The organism is Alcanivorax sp. IL2 (assembly GCF_047495475.1).
Taxonomy (GTDB): domain Bacteria; phylum Pseudomonadota; class Gammaproteobacteria; order Pseudomonadales; family Alcanivoracaceae; genus Alcanivorax.
In genome coordinates this window covers 2,238,460-2,259,688 of sequence record NZ_CP179932.1, presented here as the reverse complement: position 1 = coordinate 2,259,688, position 21,229 = coordinate 2,238,460, and the positions used below count along the sequence as shown (strand labels likewise).

General features: G+C 58.9%; 20 protein-coding genes. 10 read left to right on the top strand and 10 right to left on the bottom strand.

The genetic code is table 11. From position 1 onward, the window contains the following. Positions 1–33 precede the first annotated feature (33 nt). Positions 34–279, bottom strand: a complete 246-nt coding sequence (locus tag ACMG4N_RS10545) for a YdcH family protein (protein WP_297763409.1) — start codon at positions 277–279, stop codon at positions 34–36. 220 nt (positions 280–499) lie between these two features. On the opposite strand from ACMG4N_RS10545, the gene ACMG4N_RS10540 reads away from it, so the two are divergent. Further along, a complete protein-coding gene (locus tag ACMG4N_RS10540) occupies positions 500–1,444 on the top strand; it encodes an oxygenase MpaB family protein (RefSeq protein WP_297763407.1) in 945 nt (314 codons plus the stop codon). Positions 1,445–1,538: 94 nt separating this feature from the next. Here ACMG4N_RS10540 and djlA read toward each other — a convergent pair whose 3' ends face one another. The 5 genes from djlA to ACMG4N_RS10515 form a co-directional block, all read right to left on the bottom strand. Beyond that, positions 1,539–2,357, bottom strand: a complete 819-nt coding sequence (djlA, locus tag ACMG4N_RS10535; RefSeq protein WP_297763404.1) for a co-chaperone DjlA — start codon at positions 2,355–2,357, stop codon at positions 1,539–1,541. Positions 2,358–2,360: 3 nt separating this feature from the next. Continuing rightward, positions 2,361–3,143, bottom strand: a complete 783-nt coding sequence (gene hyi, locus ACMG4N_RS10530; protein ID WP_297763401.1) for a hydroxypyruvate isomerase — start codon at positions 3,141–3,143, stop codon at positions 2,361–2,363. Beyond that, positions 3,143–4,042 (bottom strand): NAD(P)-dependent oxidoreductase, encoded by a 900-nt coding sequence (locus ACMG4N_RS10525; RefSeq protein WP_297763398.1) that lies wholly within the window; start codon positions 4,040–4,042, stop codon positions 3,143–3,145. The genes hyi and ACMG4N_RS10525 overlap by 1 nt, the downstream gene beginning before the upstream one ends. Before the next feature lie 154 nt (positions 4,043–4,196). Then, a complete protein-coding gene (locus ACMG4N_RS10520) occupies positions 4,197–6,107 on the bottom strand; it encodes an FTR1 family protein (RefSeq protein ID WP_414431584.1) in 1,911 nt (636 codons plus the stop codon). Between the two features lie 86 nt (positions 6,108–6,193). Beyond that, complete coding sequence (locus ACMG4N_RS10515) at positions 6,194–6,862, bottom strand: DNA-3-methyladenine glycosylase I (RefSeq protein ID WP_297763393.1); 669 nt, start codon at positions 6,860–6,862, stop codon at positions 6,194–6,196. A gap of 200 nt (positions 6,863–7,062) precedes the next feature. Here ACMG4N_RS10515 and ACMG4N_RS10510 point away from each other — a divergent pair, with 200 nt between their 5' ends. Together ACMG4N_RS10510 and ACMG4N_RS10505 are read left to right on the top strand one after the other, a co-directional pair. Then, positions 7,063–8,292: a pyridoxal phosphate-dependent aminotransferase gene (locus ACMG4N_RS10510; protein ID WP_297763390.1), complete on the top strand. Its 1,230-nt coding sequence runs from the start codon at positions 7,063–7,065 to the stop codon at positions 8,290–8,292. 204 nt (positions 8,293–8,496) lie between these two features. Then, entirely contained in the window at positions 8,497–9,012 is a 516-nt protein-coding gene (locus tag ACMG4N_RS10505) for a hypothetical protein (RefSeq protein WP_297763387.1), read from the top strand. A gap of 136 nt (positions 9,013–9,148) precedes the next feature. Here the strand turns inward: ACMG4N_RS10505 and ACMG4N_RS10500 are convergent, their stop codons facing one another. Beyond that, entirely contained in the window at positions 9,149–10,081 is a 933-nt protein-coding gene (locus ACMG4N_RS10500) for a class I SAM-dependent methyltransferase (protein WP_414431581.1), read from the bottom strand. A gap of 120 nt (positions 10,082–10,201) precedes the next feature. On the opposite strand from ACMG4N_RS10500, the gene htpX reads away from it, so the two are divergent. Continuing rightward, on the top strand, positions 10,202–11,098 hold the full coding sequence (htpX, locus tag ACMG4N_RS10495; RefSeq protein WP_297763381.1) for a protease HtpX: 897 nt from the start codon (positions 10,202–10,204) through the stop codon (positions 11,096–11,098). Between the two features lie 148 nt (positions 11,099–11,246). On the opposite strand, the gene ACMG4N_RS10490 is transcribed toward htpX, so the two are convergent. After that, positions 11,247–12,389, bottom strand: coding sequence for an ATP-NAD kinase family protein (locus ACMG4N_RS10490; protein WP_297763378.1), 1,143 nt, complete (start codon positions 12,387–12,389; stop codon positions 11,247–11,249). Positions 12,390–12,462: 73 nt separating this feature from the next. Between ACMG4N_RS10490 and ACMG4N_RS10485 the strand changes: the two genes are divergently transcribed. Continuing rightward, positions 12,463–12,663, top strand: a complete 201-nt coding sequence (locus ACMG4N_RS10485) for a PA1571 family protein (protein WP_297763376.1) — start codon at positions 12,463–12,465, stop codon at positions 12,661–12,663. On the opposite strand, the gene ACMG4N_RS10480 is transcribed toward ACMG4N_RS10485, so the two are convergent. Both ACMG4N_RS10480 and ACMG4N_RS10475 read right to left on the bottom strand, forming a co-directional pair. Continuing rightward, a complete protein-coding gene (locus tag ACMG4N_RS10480; RefSeq protein ID WP_297763374.1) occupies positions 12,635–13,750 on the bottom strand; it encodes a 4-phosphoerythronate dehydrogenase in 1,116 nt (371 codons plus the stop codon). The two genes, ACMG4N_RS10485 and ACMG4N_RS10480, sit on opposite strands and share 29 nt — an antisense overlap. Positions 13,751–13,761: 11 nt before the next feature. Further along, positions 13,762–14,622 carry a fructosamine kinase family protein gene (locus ACMG4N_RS10475; protein ID WP_297763372.1) on the bottom strand — a complete coding sequence of 287 codons (861 nt, stop codon included), beginning with the start codon at positions 14,620–14,622 and terminating at the stop codon, positions 13,762–13,764. Positions 14,623–14,787: 165 nt separating this feature from the next. On the opposite strand from ACMG4N_RS10475, the gene ACMG4N_RS10470 reads away from it, so the two are divergent. The 5 genes from ACMG4N_RS10470 to ACMG4N_RS10450 are packed head-to-tail and all read left to right on the top strand — an operon-like array spanning position 14,788 to position 21,181. Next, positions 14,788–15,306, top strand: a complete 519-nt coding sequence (locus ACMG4N_RS10470; protein ID WP_297763369.1) for a hypothetical protein — start codon at positions 14,788–14,790, stop codon at positions 15,304–15,306. Further along, positions 15,303–17,219 (top strand): tetratricopeptide repeat protein, encoded by a 1,917-nt coding sequence (locus tag ACMG4N_RS10465; protein WP_297763367.1) that lies wholly within the window; start codon positions 15,303–15,305, stop codon positions 17,217–17,219. The genes ACMG4N_RS10470 and ACMG4N_RS10465 overlap by 4 nt, the downstream gene beginning before the upstream one ends. Beyond that, positions 17,216–20,161, top strand: a complete 2,946-nt coding sequence (locus ACMG4N_RS10460; protein ID WP_297763365.1) for a tetratricopeptide repeat protein — start codon at positions 17,216–17,218, stop codon at positions 20,159–20,161. Before ACMG4N_RS10465 ends, ACMG4N_RS10460 begins: the two co-directional genes overlap by 4 nt. Beyond that, the gene (locus ACMG4N_RS10455; RefSeq protein WP_297763363.1) at positions 20,142–20,894 is read left to right on the top strand and encodes a tetratricopeptide repeat protein; all 753 of its coding nucleotides are present in this window, start codon (positions 20,142–20,144) and stop codon (positions 20,892–20,894) included. The genes ACMG4N_RS10460 and ACMG4N_RS10455 overlap by 20 nt, the downstream gene beginning before the upstream one ends. Then, the gene (locus ACMG4N_RS10450; protein ID WP_297763360.1) at positions 20,894–21,181 is read left to right on the top strand and encodes a hypothetical protein; all 288 of its coding nucleotides are present in this window, start codon (positions 20,894–20,896) and stop codon (positions 21,179–21,181) included. Before ACMG4N_RS10455 ends, ACMG4N_RS10450 begins: the two co-directional genes overlap by 1 nt. The last annotated feature ends 48 nt before the right edge of the window (positions 21,182–21,229 follow it).

Here is a 21,229-nt window from a genome sequence, read left to right as displayed (position 1 = left end):
CGGAAATTTAAGACTTTTTCTCAAACAATAAAACTAGCTCGCTTCATTGTTGAGACGATGGTACACCTCGTCCTTCAGCCTGATTCGTTCCCGCTTTAAGCGCTCCATATCCAGGTCAGCAATCGGGCTCTCACGCATCTCAAGGCCTCGTATCTGCTTGTCCAGCTTGTCGTGCTCCATCACCAGCGCCTTGAATCCGGGGTCATGGCTTACCAGATCATCGATCTTCTGGTGTTGATCCGGAAATTCATGGTGGATGCTGTGATTCTCTCCCAACATGGACATTTCTCCTTTGCGGTAACGTTGCGTAACCCGGTAAGGGCTACGTCTAACTCTCGGACACAAAAAACTGCGCCACTGTTCCCATACATCATTAAATCACCACATTTCCTGATTAGATTCAATCAGGCAGGCCCGTAAGATGAAATTATAGCGCTACGTTGTCACCGCCCAGCACGGTAGGTAGTCGGAACCCACACTGCACAAAGGAGGCGTGCACATGGCGTTACCGCAATTACTGACCCGCGACCATATCCAGAACGGCTTGATCCAGGCCAGCGAACAATGCCATCAGCCCGACGCGGGCCTGTTCGGCCCCGGCTCCATCTGCTGGCAATTGATGCGCGAGAACCTCACCTCCCTGGCACATGGCCGAGTGGTGCTGTTGGCACTGGCGGACAGTCGCCTGTCCCAGTTACTGGCAGATTCCCATGATCTGGTACAACGACTTCAGCACACCCAGGTGTTCATGCTGAAACTGGTCTTCGGCAACCTGGACCAGGCATTGCTGACACTGGATAGCCCACGCATGCGACGCAAGACCCTGTTCGACGTGGATGACAGTGAAACCCTGCTGTATGCGCTGACAGCCTGGATGGACTCCTGCCTGACTGTGTACCAGGAGGTTATAGAGCCACTGAATACCGCGCATCAGGAACGATTGTTCGAGGAAACCATGTTGCTGGCGCAGGTCATGGGAATTCCCGAAAGCCGGCGACCGGCAGACTGGCACGCCCATCGGCGCTGGTGGAAACGTCGTTTCAACCACCATGGCCCGATCAGTGATCGACGCCGCCAGCTGGGCCACGACCTGATTCGCGAGCAGGGCTACCCGGGCCGACTGCCCTATGGACAGTACTTGCCGCTGGCTTCTTTCCAGGTCCCCGAACACCTGAGACAGACCTTCCAGTTACCGCAAACCGGCCTTGACAGCCACCGAGCCTACCAGAAGCATCTGAACCGGCTAATGGACATCACCCGCCGACTACCACCGCGATTGCGCTATCAGCCCGCCTATCACGAAGCCAGCCAGCGTCTGGAGGGCCGGGCTCGTGCCGATCTGGCAACCCGGTTGCTGAATCGATGGTGGACGGGAGAAAGCGATCTGGTGAGCAGTGGCTGGTCGATCCCAAAAGTGGACCGGCTACCCAGCGTGAGCTATTGAAATATCGCAACCGGCCTGACGCGGCACTCGGCGGTTAACCGTTGGAGCTTTGCAAGCAAAGCTCCAACAGTGGGCGTATTTCCTGTTGTGCCGCCTACTTAAAGCCCCGGTTTTCCTTGATCATATCGTAGGCCTTGCTGATTTCTGCGGTCTTCTCGGTGGCCATGCGGATCATCTCGTCCGGCACCCCTTTCGCCGCCAGCTTGTCCGGGTGATGTTCGCTCATCAGCTTGCGATAGGCCTTCTTGATTTCCTGGTTGGACGCCGACTCACTGACACCCAGCACCTGATAGGCCTGCCCCAGTGATGGCCGCGATGGACCGGCAGCACTGCGCCCGCCGCTATAGGCTCCGCCAGCACCGGAGAACTGGGCCTGGGCCAGCAGCATGTTGAGGATTTGCTGAAACTGGGCCCGCGGCACACCCAGCCCTTCTGCAACCCGAACCAGAACATCTTCTTCCGCCTGATCAATCTGGCCATCAGCCAGGGCCACTTGCAGCAGGATTTCCAGCAGCACCAGAATCAGTTGCTTGCGATGTTTTACGGTAGCGGCGAAGTCCGCCACGGTGGCATCCAGCGGGAAATCGGCCTCCTTGCCACGATTGAACAGGGCAATGGCTTCAGCGCGCTGTTCCTCGTTGAGCTGCATGCGATCCATCACTGCCCTGGCCTGGGCGATCTCATCCTCGCTGACCCGGCCATCCGCCTTGGCAAGATGCCCCATGATGGAAAACACCGTATCGAACAGGGCCTTCTGCACTTCTCCCTGTTGCGGGCGAAAGCTCTGCACCTGGGCCGCACCCTTGTCCAGCATGTGCCCGATCAGCACCCCGATACCCAGGCCGATAGGCCCGCCCACCAGCATCCCCAGCAGGCCGAGAATAATTTTGCCGCCCCAGTTAAGTTGCATCATCAATCAATGAGTCCCTGGTCTGAACCAGCCAAGGCTGGTCTCGGTGTCCTGTTGCGGACGATATTCCGCACTGACCCAGCCCCGATAATCAAGCGTATCAAGGTGGGCAAACACCCTATCAAAATGAATTTCGCCGGTACCCGGCTCATGACGCCCCGGGTTATCGGCAAACTGAATATGTCCTATATGGGGACAAAGTCGGGAAAGGGAACGACACAGATCCCCCTCCATGATTTGCATATGGTAGAGATCGAACTGTATCCGAATATTCTCTCGCCCCGCTGCCTCGATCGCCGCCATGGCAGCAACAGACGTATCGATAAAGAACCCCGGCATATCCACTTTCGAATTGATCGCTTCCACCGTCAGGGTCCTTCCTTTAGCCGCCAAAAGATCCGCAGCAAAACGCAGGTTTTCCACCAGGGTCTGGAACGCGATATCAGCAGGCAGTGAGCCCGGCCGAATGCCCGCCAGACAATTGATCCGCTGGCAATCCAGCACATCGGCATACTCCAAGGCCTGAAACACCCCTTCGCGAAACTCCTCTACCCGGTCAGGCAAGCAGGCAATCCCCCGCTCACCGGCCTGCCAGTCCCCTGGTGGCAGATTGAACAGTACCTGGGTCAGATGATGCTGTTGCAGCTTTTGCGCCAACGTCGACGCCGGCCAGTCATAGGGAAACAGGAACTCCACGCCCTGGAAGCCAGCGTCAGCGGCGGCAGCAAAGCGATCCAGAAACGGCAACTCAGTGAACAGCAGAGACAGATTGGCGGCAAATCGTGGCATCAGTGTTCCTCGTCAGCGCTGCCTAGTCGGACGCCATTGAGCCGCTCCAGTTCCAGCAACAGCCCACTGTGGTCCACCTCGCCATTACCGCTGGCGAGCAATGCCCGGTATTGCTCGAACACCCTTTGACTGAGCGGTAACGTCAGGCCTTCATGGCGAGCCTCATCCAGGATCATGCGCAGATCCTTGAGCTGAATCCGCGCCGGCGCTCCGGGCTCGAAATTACGCTGCAGCATACGCTCGCCATGCTGCTCGAGAATTTTGCTGCCGGCAAAACCGCCTAACAGGGCCTCACGGACCTTTTCCGGCCGAGCCCCGCCCTTGGCTGCCAGCAACAGGGCCTCTGACACGGCGCCAATGGTGATACCGACAATGGCCTGATTGGCAAGCTTGGCTAGCTGACCGCTACCCACCGGGCCGATATGGGTCACGATGCCCATGGGTTGCAGTACCTCAGCGGCACGGACGAAACCCTCATCGCCACCGCCGGCCATGATCGACAGGTTGCCGGCTTCTGCGCCCCGGGTGCCACCGGAAACCGGCGCATCCAGGTAAGTCCCGCCCTGCGCTTCCACCAATGCCCCATGACGGCGGGCCATGGCGGGCTCAATGGAGCTCATATCAATGACCAGGGCGCCCTGGCGAAGCTGATTGATGGCACCACTGTGATAGAGCACCTGATCCACAACCGTGCCGTTTTCCAGCATGGTGATCACCACATCCGCCTCGGCAACCGCATCCGCCGGACTGACAGCCAGCCGCGCACGCTCGCCCAAGGCCTGCGCCTTTTCCGCTGTGCGGTTCCAGAGGGTCAGGGAGAAACCGGCGTCCAGCAGACGCGCCGCCATGGGCGCGCCCATCAAACCGATGCCGAGAAAACTGATTTTGGTTTGTGACATGGGGTACCGCTTTCAATCTGAGGGCAACTGGCCGTCTGCAGGGCAAGCGCCGACCTGTCGGGCCAAGCGGAGCTAAGCGCTCCGCTCTGATACTGCCGGGCATTATTCCCGATAATGGCACCGTACACACCCCCAGGCATTGCAGGAGCCCCCATCAGTCCGGCTTGCTTCCCCGTAACCACAGCAGAACACCAAGCAACACAGCCATTCCCTGCGCCGTCACGCCCTGCACCGTAGGGAAGAAACCCAACCACTCGATGGTCGGTACCCCCAGGTAATAGGCATCCAATACACCCGCTTCCTGCAGGGCGGCAATGCCTCGGCCCAACAGCACCACCGAGAGCACCAGCAGCACCAGGCTGGTCACCCGGAAGAACAGGCTAAGGGGCAGCCTCATACCAATGCGGAAGAACAGGAAACAGACCACCGCCAGGGCTGTCACAGCCGCACCGATACCATAAAACACGAAGGCCTGGGTCGCCGTCGTCACCTGACTCCACAGGGCCTGGTAGAACAGGATGGTTTCGAAAATTTCCCGATACACCGAAATAAAGGACACAAACGTCAGCACCCAGATGGTGCCACTACCCAGGGCATCGTCCACCTTGTTGCGGATATACCCCAGCCACTTCTGGCTGTGGCTGTTGCTGTGCATCCAGAAACCCACATAGAACAGGATCAGCGCCGCGACCACCCCGGCCACCCCTTCGGTCATTTCCCGGGAGGCGCCACTGAAGGTAATCAGGGAGTTGGCTGCGTACCAGGTCAGGCCGCCGGCCAGCAGCGCAGCGACCCAGCCCAGATGGATATGGCGGGTGGCGCTTGCCGCATTGGCCTTGCGGGTAAAGGTAAGCAGGGCTGCCACCACCAGCAGGGCTTCCAGCCCCTCGCGCAACAGAATGAAGAAGCTGGCGGAAAAGGTTGCCGCAGGGCTCAAGCCGTCTCCGGATAAGGCATCCGCGGCTGCCGCCAGGGAGGCCCGGGCTGTCGCCGCCCGCTCACTGACAATGTCGGCCTCGTGACGTCGATCAATGGCTTCACGCACAGCCATGAAGTCCGCCTCGGCCCGGCGCATGAGGTCACCATCCACCGCCGCCAACTGCTGCTCAATCATCTCGAAACCGTCCAGATAGGCGGACAATGCAGCGCTCCGGGCTGCCTGGTGATCACCGCTGCGGTACGCCTGCTCGGCTTCATGCAAACGCTCATCACTCAAGGCAATAAAGCGGTTTTCGTTGAACAGTGCTGACGGCTCCCGACGCAGATAGCCCAGAGCGGCATAGGCCTGCTCACCCTGCTCTTTCAGCACATCTTCCGGGGCCTGGGCCACCAGCGTATCGAGGGTCAGGGAAGTCTGCATGCCGGGAATCCGGTTGAAGGCGGCCTTGCCATTTTCGGCCATCTCATCGCTGACCGCTTTGGCCCCCACGAAGAACGCCAGGGCCCAGCGGTCTTTGTCGCTGAGGGTATCGCTGTAGGCGGCCATACCGGTGCCATCCACCCCCTGGGTGATGGTGGTATGCAGACCCAGCAATGAACGGCCGTTATAGCGGGAGACGGCTGTAAAGTCGGTGGGAGCCGGTTCCAAAGCCGCCCCAGCGGGCCCATCACCCCGGCCTTGCTCGCCATGGCAGGCGGCGCATTGGGTTTGATACAGCTCGGCGGCGCGCTCCAGGTCCGGCGCCGCTTTTGGTGACACCGGGATACCGTAGACGGTGACCAGGGTGGCACGGACAGACTGGGCCAGCGCCTTGATTCGCGGTTCCGTGGCCTTGTCGATCACCGCCTGTTGCAGGGCATCCGCCTTATCTTGCAAGTCTTGCTTGCCATCAGCGGCGGGGAGCTGAGCCACCCCTTGCGCCAAGAGAGCGGTAAACTCTTCCATCTCGGCGTACTCTTCCGGGCTGACGATATCGCCATCCACCACGGCATTGATGTAATCCGCTCCCACGTATTCAACCAGCTGCACCAGCGCAGTCTGGTTATTGGCAAACGCCGGCAGGCAGAAAGAGAAAAGCGTGATCAGCAGCGCGCTAAAACGGGCCTTGGCGGCAACATCAACCATAATTGAACCAGGTTCAAAATAGAAAGGAGAGGCATTATCATTTAAATGGTTGCCGCCATCAAGGACCTCACGCCTTTGACACCGCCTCAACCGATCGTGAACGCCAGTACCTTGCTGATATGAGCCTGTGGCCAACCACTTTCCCGCTGCCAGACGTTGAACGCCGCCTGTGCGGCCCGCTGGTCACGCTGGCTGGCTGGGGGTTTGTCGATGATGTTCTGGGCCTTCAAGGCAGCAATCACATCACCGGTGGGGTACCAGGTATCGCGCCCCACCATGCGCAGGAAGGCGGCGCCTGAGTTGCCACCCAGTTGCTTGCCACGCTTCTTTAGCAGCAGCCACATCCCCACGGTGTCATCCGCCGGCCAATCCGCCAGCCAGTTGCCAACACTGCCGTATTCTTCGGCCAGATCCAGCACCAGTTGGGCATTATGGCGGATGGCTTTCATCTTGCCCCAGTGGCGAATCAAGCGCGTGTCCTGCATGCGGTCATCGAGCATGGTGTCCGGCATCAGCACCAGTTTTTCCGGATCAAACCCGAAAAAAGCTTCCTCGAACGCCGGCCACTTGTTGTCCACCAGGGAATGCTTGAGCCCGGCCCGGAAAATGCGCCGGGTCAACGCCGAAAAATAGAACGCATCATCGCGGCTGCGCAACAGCTCAGCATCCGCCACGCCAGGCAGTTCCGCCTTCACCGCTTTTAAAGACCCCTTGCGGTTTACCGCCAGGGCCAGCAAATCCTTGAATGGGGTCACGCTTTACTCCGGTTGCGTTTTGTTTGTAGTAACTCGATACCTGAATCCGTGATTTGAGCGTGGCGGCAAAGGCTTGGGAACCTCTGAATAATTCCTTGCGCCAGACGTCGCGATGAAGTCAGGGATTCAGGTCGATATACAGTAATTTGGGGACATTGTAGAATCAGCCTCTTGGCTCTATCCAATTCAACGGGACCGGCATGACCAACGACCAATACCACGTCAACAAATCCGACAAACTGCGCGGTGTATGTTACGACATTCGCGGCCCGGTGCTGCGTGAAGCCCATCGCCTGGAAGACGAAGGTCACCGGGTTATCAAGCTGAACATCGGCAATCCTGCCCCCTTCGGCTTCGAGGCACCGGAAGAGCTGCTTCAGGACGTGATCAGCAACCTGCCGGATTCCACCGGATACTGCCACTCCAAGGGTCTGTTCCCGGCCCGCAAGGCGGTGATGCAGTATACCCAGACCAAGGGCATCGAAGGCGTCACCGTGGATGATGTGATCATCGGCAACGGCGTCTCCGAATTGATTGTCATGTCCATGCAGGCGCTGCTCAATAGCGGCGATGAAGTGCTGTTGCCAGCACCGGACTACCCTCTCTGGACCGCTGCGGTGCGCATGTCCGGCGGCACCCCGGTTCACTATCTGTGCGATGAACAGCAAGACTGGCAACCGTCACTGGACGATATCCGTGCCAAGGTGAACAAGAACACCAAGGCCCTGGTGATCATCAACCCGAACAATCCCACAGGCGCCAACTATGAACCAGCCATGCTGCAGGAGTTGTTGCAGATTGCCCGGGAAAACAACCTGATCGTGTTCGCCGACGAGATCTACGACAAGATCCTCTACGACGGCGAAGAGCACACCTCTATCGCCTCCATGGCTGACGATCTTCTCTTTATCACCTTCAACGGCCTGTCCAAAAATTATCGCGCAGCCGGTTTCCGCGCTGGCTGGATGGTGATTTCAGGCGCCAAACACCGGGCAGAGAGCTATATCGAAGGGCTCGATATGCTGGCCAGCATGCGCCTGTGCGCCAACGTGCCCAGCCAGCATGCCATCCAGACGGCTCTGGGCGGCTATCAGAGCATTGGTGATCTGGTGCTGCCCACCGGGCGCCTGGGGCGCCAGCGGGATCTGGCCTGGGAAATGCTGGATTCCATTCCCGGGGTCAGTTGTGTCAAACCCAAATCTGCCCTGTATCTGTTCCCGAAGCTGGACCCGAAGGTCTTCCCCTTCGAGGATGATGAGGCCTTTGCGCTGGATTTACTGCGCGAAGAAAAGGTCCTGATCGTTCAGGGTACCGCCTTCAACTGGCCAGACCCGGATCACTTCCGTGTGGTCTTCCTTCCTCGGGTGGATGATCTGGAAGATTCCATCGGCCGCATTGCCCGTTATCTGGATCGGGCACGAAAAAAATAAAATTTGCCTGTAGGCGCGTCGCTGGCGGCACGATAACCCAAAATCTGAAAAGCGGTATTTACCACAGAGGGCACAGAAATCACTGAGGAAAAGACAGGTTTTTCTCTGTGTGCTCTGTGCCCTCTGTGGTGAAAATGCTTTTGATCCTGGTTTGGCTTATCGCGCCGCCAACGACGCTCTTACATTTGCTTGAAAGAGCCGCCCATGTCACACCTGCACATCGACGACTTCAGCCATGACGTTGCCCGCATTCTCATGCAGGCCTACATGAGCTTCCCGCGCCCTGGCGCGCTGTACGTGGAAGACATCATCGGGCCCACGGAAGTGGACGATGTGGGCCTGCACAGTAGCCGCCACATGGCCTGCCTGGGGGCTATGCTGTGGCTGGCGGAGGAAGGGTTGCTGCGTTATGAAGCGACCATCTTTCAGGAAGGCATCGAGCAGGCCGTACTGACCAACAAGGCGTTTGTGCTGCTCACCGCCCTCAGTGAACTGCGCTTCGACAACACCGACCCGACACTCCCCGCCACCGTAAAACACGAAAAAGCCACCCTGGCCGAACAGTTCCTGCAGGCTATTCGCGCTCAGGATTCAGTGCGCACCACTGCGGTAGTCCGTTATCTGCTGTCACGCAATCCGCAGCCGGTACAGGCCGAAGAGTTTGCCGATTTGCTCAAGCAGAATGACAACCCGCACTTCGTCAACGAAGACGGCTTTTAAGCCCCGCCCGTTGCCTATGCGTAGGGTGCACTGAGCCTAAGGCGAACTGCACCATCAAACGCCGGATCAGTGCAGTTCGCCTTAGGCTCAGTGCACCCTACGGTAGCTGTTGGAATGCAGGAGCCAGCGATCCAGCTCAGCTATCGAGATCTGCCGGTCGCCGGTAGCGATAATGCACCGTCTTCAAGGCCGGTTCCCCCGCTTCGTCGAAGCCCGGAGCCCCCGGTAACCGCCCTACCCGCTCTGCTCCCGTCAGATTCGCCTCCACACAGGCTTCCAGCCACCCGTAGTCCAGCCAGGGGGCATTCACACAGGCCAGGATCTCCGCCTCCGGGGCCAGCAACTTGTGCAGCTTCTTCAGTAATTTCGGATAGTCCTTTTCCACCATGAAACTGCCCTTCTGGGCGCTGGGGGGATCAATCACGATGATGTCGTAACGGCCCAGGCTGTGAAGCTTTTTCCAGCTGCGGAAAATGTTGTGCGGCAGGTAATGCACCTTGGCATCCTCGAACCCGTTGAGCCCATGGTTCTGCTGCCCCAGTCTGAGCGCCGGGTCGGAGAGATCAATATTCACCACCGAATCGGCACCACCGGCCAGGGCCGCCACGGAAAAGCTGCAGGTAAAGCTGAACAGGTTGAGGACTTTTTTGCCCTCGGCGCGTTCGCGGATCCAGCGCCGTCCTTGCGCCATATCGGCAAAGAACCCCAGATTCTGCCCGCGATGAAAATCCAGCTTGTAGACCAACCCGCCTTCCTCCGCCAGCGGCGACTCGGGCAGCTCGCCACACACCAGCACATTCTCCGCCTTGCCGTCATAGCGATGCTGTACCACCAGAGTGTCACAGCCCTGGTCGGTCAGCGCTTTTGTCAGGCTGGTCTCCAGTGCTTTCAGAATGGCCTCGTCCTGGGCCCGGAATACGGTGGCGACCATCACTGGCGCAAAACAGTCGATGGTCAACCATTCCAGGGCCGGCACAGTTTTTCCCCGGCCATGAAAAAGGCGGTGCCGGGTCGGCGTGGAGGGAACCAGATAAGGGGCAAGCAGGTCTGACAGTTCGGTGGGTTGCATAGGATCGGAAAGGCAGTGATAGAGACGTGGCAGGATGCAATTTTGCCGCGCAGTATACCTTGCCTTCACACCCTTCGCCCCCATAATCAAGTTTCCGATAAGACGTGGAGATAACCGACGATGATGCGCATTGCGCTTTATCTGCTGACCAACATGGCGGTGATTGTGGTCGCCAGCATTACCCTGAGTCTGCTCGGGGTGAATTCCTATTTTGCCGCCAGCGGCTCTGGGCTGGACCTGACCAGCCTGCTGATCTTCAGTGCGGTATTCGGCTTTGCCGGCTCGTTGATTTCCCTGTTGATTTCCAAGCCCATGGCCAAATGGTCTGCGCGGGTAAAGATCATCGAGCACCCCGGCAACGACGCGGAACGATGGCTGTTGCAGACCGTCAAAGAGCTGTCTGACAAGGCGGGTATCAAAATGCCGGAAGTGGGCATTTTCCCGGCCCAGCAATCCAACGCCTTTGCCACCGGCTGGAACAAGAATGCCGCCCTGGTAGCGGTGTCCCAGGGCCTGCTGACCCGCTTCCGCCCGGAAGAAGTGCGCGCGGTGCTCGCCCACGAAATCGGTCACGTGGCCAACGGCGACATGGTCACCCTGAGCCTGGTCCAGGGGGTGGTAAATACCTTCGTGATCTTTGCCGCCCGCGTAGTGGGCTATGTGGTGGACAGCTTCATGCGCCGTGACGGCGGGGGCGGTCTGGGATTCGGTTACTACATCGTGGTAATCGTGGCGGAAATCATCTTCGGCATCGCCGCCAGCGCCATCGTCATGTGGTTCTCCCGCTTCCGGGAATACCGGGCCGATGTGGCCGGCGCCCAGCTGGCAGAGCGCCGCGACATGATCTCTGCCCTGCAACGCCTGAAAGCCGAATCCCAGATGCCCAACCAGATGCCGGATACCCTGGTGGCCTTCGGTATCAACTCCGGGTTGGCCAAAGGCTTCAAGGCCCTGTTCGCCTCGCACCCGCCGCTGGATGATCGCATTGCGGCATTGCAGGAGAAGCGGCACGGGTGAAGATAGTGAACAGTTAACAGTGAATAGTTAATAGCGACGCGTGCCAGCGCGTCATCACTGAAAGACAAGAGGCCGCGCCCATGGTTTGGGCGCGGCCTCTTGCGTTTCAAAGCATGACAACCCCTATCGCGGCGCTGTTAACTGTTAACTATTCACTGTTAACTGCCTCCGTGCTTACCCGATACAACACCTGATCCTCATACCCGGTAGTCACCGGCCACAGTCCGCAAAGCTCCCGGTCGAGTTCCGCATCGCCGGTATCCACCAGCAGTGGCCGTCCTTCCAGCGTCTTCAGTTTGGTGCGGGTAGCCAGTATCTGGATATTGTCCTTGCCCAGGCGGCGAATCAGGGCCGGGCTGAATTGCTGGTTGCCACGACCGAACAGGTGCCCTTGCCCGCCAATCACGGTGATCACCGCTTTGGCAGGCGCATCACCGATCTGCTCCAGCAGCGCCCGTGCTCCCAGATCCCGGCCAACCACTTCCTGGTTGTAGACCAGGTCCACACCCAGCAGCGTGTTCTCCAGACCCAGCTGTTCCATCACCACTGCCACCGTAGAACCGGAGCCCATCAGGTAAAAAGTATCGTCTTCCAGGCTATCCGCTATCCAGGCGGCCACTTCGGTGACCACCAGATCTTCCACTTCGCGGCCGCCACATTTTACCTGCTGCAGGTAACGGGCTTCAGCAGGGACCTGTAGCTCACCATAATGCCGAGCACGGACAACCCCCTCGCGGAAAGCGTCCTCATCGATATCCCGGACTTCTGCCAGCTCCAGCCCAACCAGCTCGCCGGTAGCCAGTTCTGCCAGCAGGCTACCGGCGGCTTCCGGGTTGATGGCATAGACTGCGGAATGCATCTTGCAGCCGGCCGGAACGCCCAGTACCGGTGTCCCCTGCCCCAGGGTATCCACCAGATCCCGAGCTGTGCCGTCACCGCCGGCGAAAAGGATCATTTCCGCTCCCGCGTCTTTCAGAGCCTCTGCCGCCCTGCGGGTATCCTGCGGACCACTGGGCATGACGGATTGGCCGATGACCTGGCAGGACAGTCCGGCTTCACGGCAGCTAGTTTCACCCATCTCGCCGGCCCAGGTCAGCACGGTCAGATTTTGCGCCTCGGCAAGCGCCTTGAGCGCGCGGGTCATGCGGGCCGGGGCCTGGGGCTCGGCACCGCGTCGCAGCGCTTCGTCACGGGTTGCCTCGCCATCGCTACCCTTCAGGGCCACGCTGCCACCAAGCCCCGCGTAGGGGTTTACCAGAACACCGAGGCAGAGACTTTCGTCGACTTTCATAAAGCGGTCATATCCAGATACAAAAATGGCATTGCTGTCCACGGTGGTCAGCGCCTAAATAAACGACCCAATCATGCAGACTCAAGGGGATGCAGCCATGAATCTCGACAGCCAGCAACCCGGCAAGAATTTCCACGGGGCCGCCATCATTGATGAGCAGGGCCGGGAAATTCCCATTACAGAAGCCATGATCCAGCAAGCATTCCAGCGCCTTGAAAAAAACAGTCAGGCTTCTGCCCAACCGTTTACGCCGGCGCAAAAAGCCGGCGCATGATCGGCTGCCAGGGCGCAGTAATATCCCCCTGGTAACGCCAATCATGGAGCTCATGACGCAACGGGTACTCCTTGCGCAGCCGGTCAAATGCCTTGCCGGGATCCGCCGAGGCAAGGCTGTCACCGAGCCGCCTGTGATCCTCCGATAACCGATACGCTATCTGCAACACCCTGAGCAAATCCTCTTCGCTCGCCACCGGCTGCGTAATGATCTCATTACCTGCCGAGATCGGCGCCGGTTGCGCCGTCACGTCGAGCCAGTCACAGAACGCGCGATAGAGCATCTGGGTCCCCTTGAGCTTGCCCTCTGCGCTGTAGCCGGCAATATGCGGTGAGCCGAGCAGGACCTGCTTGAACAACGCAGGGGGCACCCGTGGCTCGGTTTCCCAGACATCTAAAATGGTAGCCGGCCCTCGACCCGTATCAAGCCCCGCCAATAAAGCCCGATTATCGATCACCGGCCCCCGGCAGGTATTGATCAGCATCTGCGACGAAGACAGCTGTGCCAGCCGGCCCGCATCCAGCAGATGGCGGGTGGCGTGATTGCCATTGTCTGTCAGGGGTACATGCAAGGTGATCAGGTCCGCATCAAGCATGGCATCCAGGGGCTCCAGTTCGTAGGGGCCCTCATAGCCCTGTTCTGCCAGAAGCGGATCACAGGCACGCACGATCATGCCCAGATCGGACAGCCAGTCGGCTACCCGGTGCCCCACATTGCCCAGCCCTACTACCGCCGCCGTTGCCCCCAGCGGGGAACGGTTACCTGCCTGACAGAGCCGCAGCACTGCCTGCAGCACATATTCCGCCACGGCTCGGGCATTGCAACCCGGGGCGTGAGCGAAGCGAATGCCCTGCTCCTGCAGATAGCCGAGATCCACGTGATCCGTGCCGATGGTCGCCGAGCCCACAAACCGTACCCGGGATCCAGCCAGCAACCCGTCATCCACCCGGGTCACCGACCGCACCAGCAACACCTCGGCATCACCCAACTGCTGTCGAGTCAGGCTTCGACCATCCACCCGGGTCACCGTGCCCAAGGCGTCAAAGGCTTCCAGTCCCGGCATGTTGGCATCGGCAATAATCTGCATCGCTTTTCCTGTCAACGGGAGGCCAGCAAGCGGCGGGCAGTGTCATCCACTGCCCGGGCATACTGGCCACCAAAAAGAGTGTAGTGATTCAACCAGTGATACAGGTCATACACGGGCCAGGCCTGGTATCGCAACGTAGAGGGATACTCCGCCTGATAGCCTTGATAGAACGCCGCAGGCACACCGCCAAACAGGTTCAACATGGCCAGATCCACCTGCGGATCGCCATGATAACAGGCCGGATCGTAGAACACCGGCTCCCCGTTCACCTGCCCCAGGTTGCCCTGCCACAGATCACCGTGCACCCGGGCACAGGGCGGCCGGGAAGGAAGCCAGCGGTCCAGTTGTTCGATGACCCGGGCAGTGCGCTCCGCAGCCACTGGCGGCAGCCCCCGCTGAGTGGCCCGTTGCAGCTGGGGCGCCAGCCTTTCGTTGGTAAAAAAGGTGATCCAGTCACCGTGGTCCGCGTTGCTCTGCGGGCTGGCGCCGATAAAGTTATCCGGGTGACTGCCGTACCGGGCAGGCCCTTCAACCCGGTGCAGGCAAGCCAGCGCTGCTCCGGCGGCCATCCACTGGTTGCTTCCCGTCAGGGAAGCAATAGGAAGGTGCTCCAGAATCAGCACACCGCCTTCACTGGATGAGTAACAGTGCACCACCCTGGGGACTCTCAGGCTTGCTGCCAGCGCCTCAAGGCCACGCGCTTCCGCTTCCAGCAACAGAGGGTTGCGATGTTGTTTAACAAAATAACGACTCACGCCATCCTCGAGCACGCCACTACGGGCGGTGTCGCCACCCGCCACTGGCGTCAGAGTCCAATCCCCCTGCAAACCAGCCTGATTCAGGGCATTCATCAGCAATAATGGCAATTTCATAGCAATTAAACGCAATTCCTTGACTATAGAAGCCACCAAAATCGGCTCTCACGGCCAATAATGACTGACTGTTCCCCTTGATTTAAGGCATTCTTCTGATTACAACTAGTCACTACGCCAGCCGGTTACCGGCCAATAACAACAACACAAAGCGATCGCCACCCCATGAAAGCACTCTTGCCCCTGTGCGGCGCCTTCCTTATCGGCCTGTGTACGGTCGCCAGCGCCGCCGATGACGATGGTCTGTCCGAGCAGATCCGCCAGCTGAAAAGCGAAGCCCTGGACCTGAACCGGGACCTCACCCTGCTCGAGCAGGAGCTCCTCTATGCCAGCCCACAAACCAGCATCTTTGTCTCCGTGGATGTGGGTACGCCGATCCGCCTGGTCGACGTGAATCTGACCATTGATGGCCAACACGTGGGTTACCATTTTTACAGTGACCAGGAATTCGAGGCCCTCACCAAGGGCGGCATCCAACGTCTTTACACCGGTAACCTGGCCAGTGGCCGCCATGTCATGGAAGCCACCATCACCGGCTATGATCCACTCGGCAAGGATTACCAGAAAACCACCAGCTATACCTTCACCAAGGGTGCCGGCAAGAAAATGGTGGAAATGCAGGTGGTGGACGACCTGAACAAGCAGCAACACAAGTTTGAATTCCGTGAGTGGAATCAGCAATGACACAGGTGCGGCGAAAACGGTGGCTGGTCGCGGCGTGCCTCGCCACCCTGTTGTCCCCCGTCCAGGCGGCAAAAGTCGAGTTCTTCGATGATATCAACGAAGGTCCGATACCTCTTGGCCAAGAGGAGCACCGCTACCTGGCTTTTGGCGAGGTCATGTTCGACTACTATCGTCATGCCAACTTCAATGCCATCAACACGCTGCTGGTCAATCAGCAGCAGGCCCTATTCAATGAGGACACCGACTACGCGGAGCTGTTGCTGGGCGATCTCTATGTAACCTATGGCCTGCCAGGCAAGGCAGAGGTCATCTTCAACCGCCTGTTGGAAAAGGACATTCTCAGCCGCACCCGGGCCCAGACCTGGCTGCACAAGGCCGCTCTGCACTATCGTGAAGGCAATCTGGCGGAAGCCGCCATGATTCTGGACGGCGAAAACGTGGAAGGCCTGGATCCGGCAGACGACGCCCGCCGACGTCTCATGCTGGCCAATATCTTCATGGCCGAGGAAGATTTTGCCGGCGCCCTGGATTATCTGCACTCCGTTCCCCTGAGCACGGACGAAGGCCGCTACGCCACTTACAACATGGGCGTGGCATTGATTCGCGGCGGTCACCGTGAACAGGGGGTAGCCCTGCTCAAATCCCTGCTGGAAGCCGGTGGCAGTTCTGACCAGGCTCTCGCCCTGCGCGATCGGGCCGCTCTGGCATCCGGCCTGACCGAATTGAGAGAAGGTAAATTGCAAAGCGCCCGTGCAGACCTGCGCCAAGTCCGCAGTGACGGTCCCTTCTCCGAAGATGCCTTACTCGCCCTGGGACTGGCCAATTACCGGGCCGGCGAGATAAAACGCGCCCTGCCCCTGTGGCTGGAAGCGGTACGCCGCAACAGCAGCCACCCCTCCGTGCAGGAAGCGCTCATGCTGGCCCCCCGTGCCTACGAAGAGCTCGGAGGTCTGCCCCAGGCCCTGGCCGGCTACCAGTATGCCGCCTCGGAATACCGTCAGGCATTGAAAGATATCCAGAAAGCCATCGACAACATCGCCAAACCCGGTTGGTCGGAAGCCTTGCTACCGGAAGACGGTAATCAGGCCGGCCTGCTGCCAGCCAATAGTGGTGATCTGGCCCAGGGCAATGAACTCTCTTATCTCTACAAGCTGTTCTCCAGCAACGCCTTTGCCCAACGCTTCGAGCACTACCGACAGATTCACCAGATCAAGAGCATGGTAGAGAAATGGCAGCAGTCACTGCCTGCGCTTCAGGAAACCTATCAAATCCAGCAGCAAAGCCTGAGCCGCAACCTGCCCCATGTGCGCGGCGAAATGACCCGCCACATGAGCCGACAGGAACAGCTGGCCCTGGCCAGTGACAAGGTCTCCGCAGCGATCCCCAACTTTGTCGACATGAGTAAACCGCAAGACGTGGCCAACGCCGAACAGGCCATCATGTGGAAGAAAGTGGATGCCATGGCACGCCAGTTCGGCACTTTGCCCGGCTCAAGCCATGCCAATGCCCTTCGTTTACGCAAAGTACGCGGCCTGTTGTTGTGGGATATTGCTCACCAGTCGATAGAACAACGGCAAAAACAGGAGCAAGCTGCTACCCAATTACGAGAAGAAAGCAGTGTTCTGGGCGAACGAATTGCTGCCGTACAACAGCAGATCCGTGATGCCACTCTGCGCACCCGGGACGACCTTGGCCAAAGACTGGCCGAGCAGACCCAGCGAATTGAAACAATAAAGCGTCTTACCGAAGACACCCTAGAGGCTCTGGAAAAGAGCATGCAGGCCGATGCCCTTGCGCTGCTATTGGCCAACCAGCAGAAACTGGCAGACCAGTTGGCCGAGGCCCATCTGGCCGTTGCCCGCCTGCAGGACTCTTCGGCATCCGACGGCAGCAAACAGAGGACAGGATCGTGAACCGATTTCGCCTGCATGGGCTGGCAGCCGCAATCATTGCTCTTGGCGGCTGCGCGTCTGCACCGCAGAACGGCACACTGGAGCAACAGGCCCGTTTCGGGGGGACAACCCTGGCGGATCTGGAAAGCACCGACATCATCATCGAAGAACAGCAACTGGAAAGTGCCAGCACCCAGGATGCATTGAACAGCTACCGGCAGGCCGCTGAGCTGTTCGACGACCCGGAGCGTCGAGCCAAGACCCTCCGGCGCATGGCGGATCTGGCCCTGTCCTCCGCCACCGAACAGGAAATGGGTATTGAAGACGCCGACAACGAGCGTCTCGAACAAAAAGTGGACAAACTCGTCTACGACAACGCCATGGAGCAGGTGAACACCACACCGGATACCGAACGCAAACTGGCGCTGCTGGATCTGGCCGGCACCATGGCGCCATCGCTGGCCGATAAGGACGTGGATTACAACACCGCCATCGCCCTGTATCAGGAATTGCTTAACAGCACCAACGACCCGGAGCAGCGCGCCGAAGCCTATTACCTGTTATCCAAGGCCTACGCCATGGATGGCAACCTGGAACAGGCTCGCGCCAGCCTGGACGCCCTGGTAGCGCAGTATCCAAACAGCGAATGGGCACTGGAATCCCAGTTCCGTCGGGGCGAAATGCTGTTCTCGGACGGTGATTACGATTACGCAGAAAAAGCCTACGCGGACGTCATCAACCGCGGCGCGAATAATGAATTCTACAGCCAGGCGCTCTACAAGCATGGCTGGAGCCATTACAAACTGGGCGACTACGAGCTGGCCCAGGCCAGCTTCTTTACCCTGCTGGACACCCTGAATGGCGCCAGTGAGCTCAATGACGACACCAGCATGGAAAATAAATTGTTCGCCGACACCCAGCGCGTGGTGAGCCTGGCATTCAGTAACCTGGATGGTCCACAGTCGGTGAAAAAATGGTTTGCTCGCAACGGCAAGCGGGATTACGAACCGGATATCTATCGCTCCCTGGGCCAGGTCTACCTGAGCCAGGAGCGCTTCCGCGATGCAGCAGAAGCCTTCGACATGTTTGTCCAGGTGTACCCGGATTCCACCCTGGCACCGGAATTCTCCAGTCTGCAGATCGACGCCTACCAGAAAGGTGGCTTCCCTACCCTGGTGTTGCCGGCCAAGGAAAAATTCATTCAGCATTATGGGATCAACAGCGATTACTGGGTCCGCCATCCCGATATTCGTGAAGAGTATGTATCGCTGCTCAAGGGCCATATTCTCGACCTGGCCGAATACCACCATGTGCTGGCCCAGAAATCCGGCAACCCGGGGGATTACCGCAACCCGGCGCGCTGGTACCAGGAATACCTGGACACCCCTCCTCCGAGCGAAGACCAGGGCAAGGTTAATCACCGCTATGCGGAAGTGCTCTACGCCGCCGAGGATTTCCCTGCCGCTATCAGCGAGTTTGAACGTACGGCCTATCAGTACCAAGGCTATGAAAAAGGCGGTGATGCCGCCTTCAACGCCCTGGTAGCCTACCAGCAGATTCTCGACAGCAACCCGGACGAGGAACAGGAAAGCAGTTGGCGGACCAAGAAAATCGCCAGCGCCCAGCAATACGGACAACGCTTCCCGGAACACCCGGAAGTCCCCAATGTGTTGCATGACACCGCCGAGGACCAACTGGCGCTGGGTGACGTGGAAGGCGCTGTGAAAACCGCAGGCATTCTGGTCAATCGACAACCGCCCCCTTCCGCCGAGCTGATGCGCTATGGCTGGGCCACCATTGCCAACGGTGAATTCGATCTGGGCCGTTTCAAAGTGGCCGAAATGGCTTACGGCAAACTGCTCGATATGCAGATGTCCGCCAAACAACGCGCACAATACCGGGAGAAACTGGCGGTCAGCATTTACCGCCAGGCCGAGCAGCAGCAGGAACAGGGTAACCTGGATATCGCCGCTGCCACCTTCCTGCGTGTTGGCCAGGCCGTGCCGGAAGCGGCGGTTCGCAAGAATGCCGAATTCGATGCCGCCACCCTGTTCATCAACCAGGGCCGCGGCGCCGATGCCATCCCGGTTCTGGAGGCCTTCCGTCAGCGCTACCCCGACGACCCGCTCACCGACACCATCCCCGACAAGCTGGCCATTGCCTACGAGAAACAGGGCAACTACACCGCCGCAGCCGGCGAGCTACAGTTGATTGCCGCCAATTACAAAGGCGACGATCCGGAGCTCTCCCGCCAGGCGTTATGGAAAGCGGCGGAAATGCAGGACCGGGCCGAACAGCCCCAGGCCTCCATTGCCCTCTACCAGCAGTATCTACAGGAATGGCCACAACCCTACGATTTCCGCTCTGAAGCGCAGTTCCGGCTGGTAGAGCTGAATCGGAAAACCGGCAACAGCGAGCGGGAAAACCATTGGCTGCAACAACTGGTGACCAGCTACCGCCAAGCCGGCAGTGAAGCCAATGACCGGGTTGCCTGGCTGGCTGCCTACGCCAGCTTTACCCTGGCAGAACCCAACTTCGCGGAATTCAAACGCATTACCCTTACGCAGCCGCTGAAACCCTCCCTGGCCGCCAAGACCGCCGTCATGAAAAAAGCTCTGGCGGATTACCAGGCAGTCGCTGACATTGGCGTCGCGGAATATGCCACCGCCGCCAACTACAAAATCGGCGAAATGTATCGGGTACTGGCCCGCGACCTGATCGCATCTGAACGCCCGAACGGGCTGGATGAACTGGAGCTCGAAGAGTACACCATGCTGCTGGAAGACAAGGCCTTCCCCTACGAGGACCAGGCTATCGACATCCTTATCGCCAATACCAATCTGGTCACCGACGATATTTATGACCAGTGGGTAAAGAAAAGCTTTGGCGCTCTGGCAGAACTGATCCCAGGCCGCTATGCGAAGTTTGAACAGGTAGAAAGCTATGTGGACATCATTTACTGATCGTGGCCGCCTGGGCGCGGCCACCGCACTGCTCGCCGTCCTGGCACTGTCAGGCTGCGCCAGCAAAGGCGGCATCGGGCTGGAGGGCTCCGGCGAGGGCGGCACCAGCAAATATGAGCAACAGAAAGACGGTGGCGCTGCCGCCGACAGTGACGCCATTCATATTCCGCCAGTACCCCATGATCCCAAGGTAGAAAAGATCGCCGAGCAGGCCATGGCGGAATATGCCCGTGCATTGCAGGCTCGAATAGCTGGCAAAGACAAGCAAGCCCTGGTGATGTTCCGCTCCCTGGGTGAGCGTTTCCCGCAACTGTCCGGCCCTCAGCTCAATGTGGGTCTGATCTACATGGAACAGGAAGACTACGCCAAGGCACAACAGGCTTTCGAACAATCCCTTGCCATCAATGATGCCAATCCCTATGCCCACAATGGGCTGGGCTTGGCATTACGTGAGCAGGGCCAGTTCGATGACGCCCGTATCCATTATGAGCGGGCTCTGGTTCTGGACCCGAAATATGCTCGCGCTCATTTCAACCTGGCGGTTCTCGCCGAGCTTTACCTGCAGGATCTGCAACTGGCACTGGAACATTTTCAGGCCTACCAGAACCTGCAGAAATTGCCGGATGAGAACGTGTCCAACTGGATTGTAGACCTGCAGCGCAGAGCGCCGGACGCTCCCAGCCAGCCAGTGGCGGACCAGGATGCCGGTAACAAGAATGGAGAGTTGAACTGATGCGCCCTTTACTCGTGATCACCGCCCTCATGTGCGCCACAGTCAGCCACGCTGAAGGCGATGGCCAGGAAGCGTCAACCAATGTGATCGGCACCCAGGAAGCCCCCACGGTGCTCAACGTGGTGCCCTGGAAGGACCGGGAGGTAAAGCTGGAGAAAAAAGATCCCACCTCTTCCCTGCTAAACCGGGTACTTGAGCCCCTGGACCAGGAGGTGTTGATGCGGGAAATCGAGTATCACCAGCTCCTTAATCAGGAGCCGGATAATGATGATCTGTTCCTGAAATAGCACATCAACCGATATCACTAGATGCGCCCACGCCTTTTTTCTGATAAA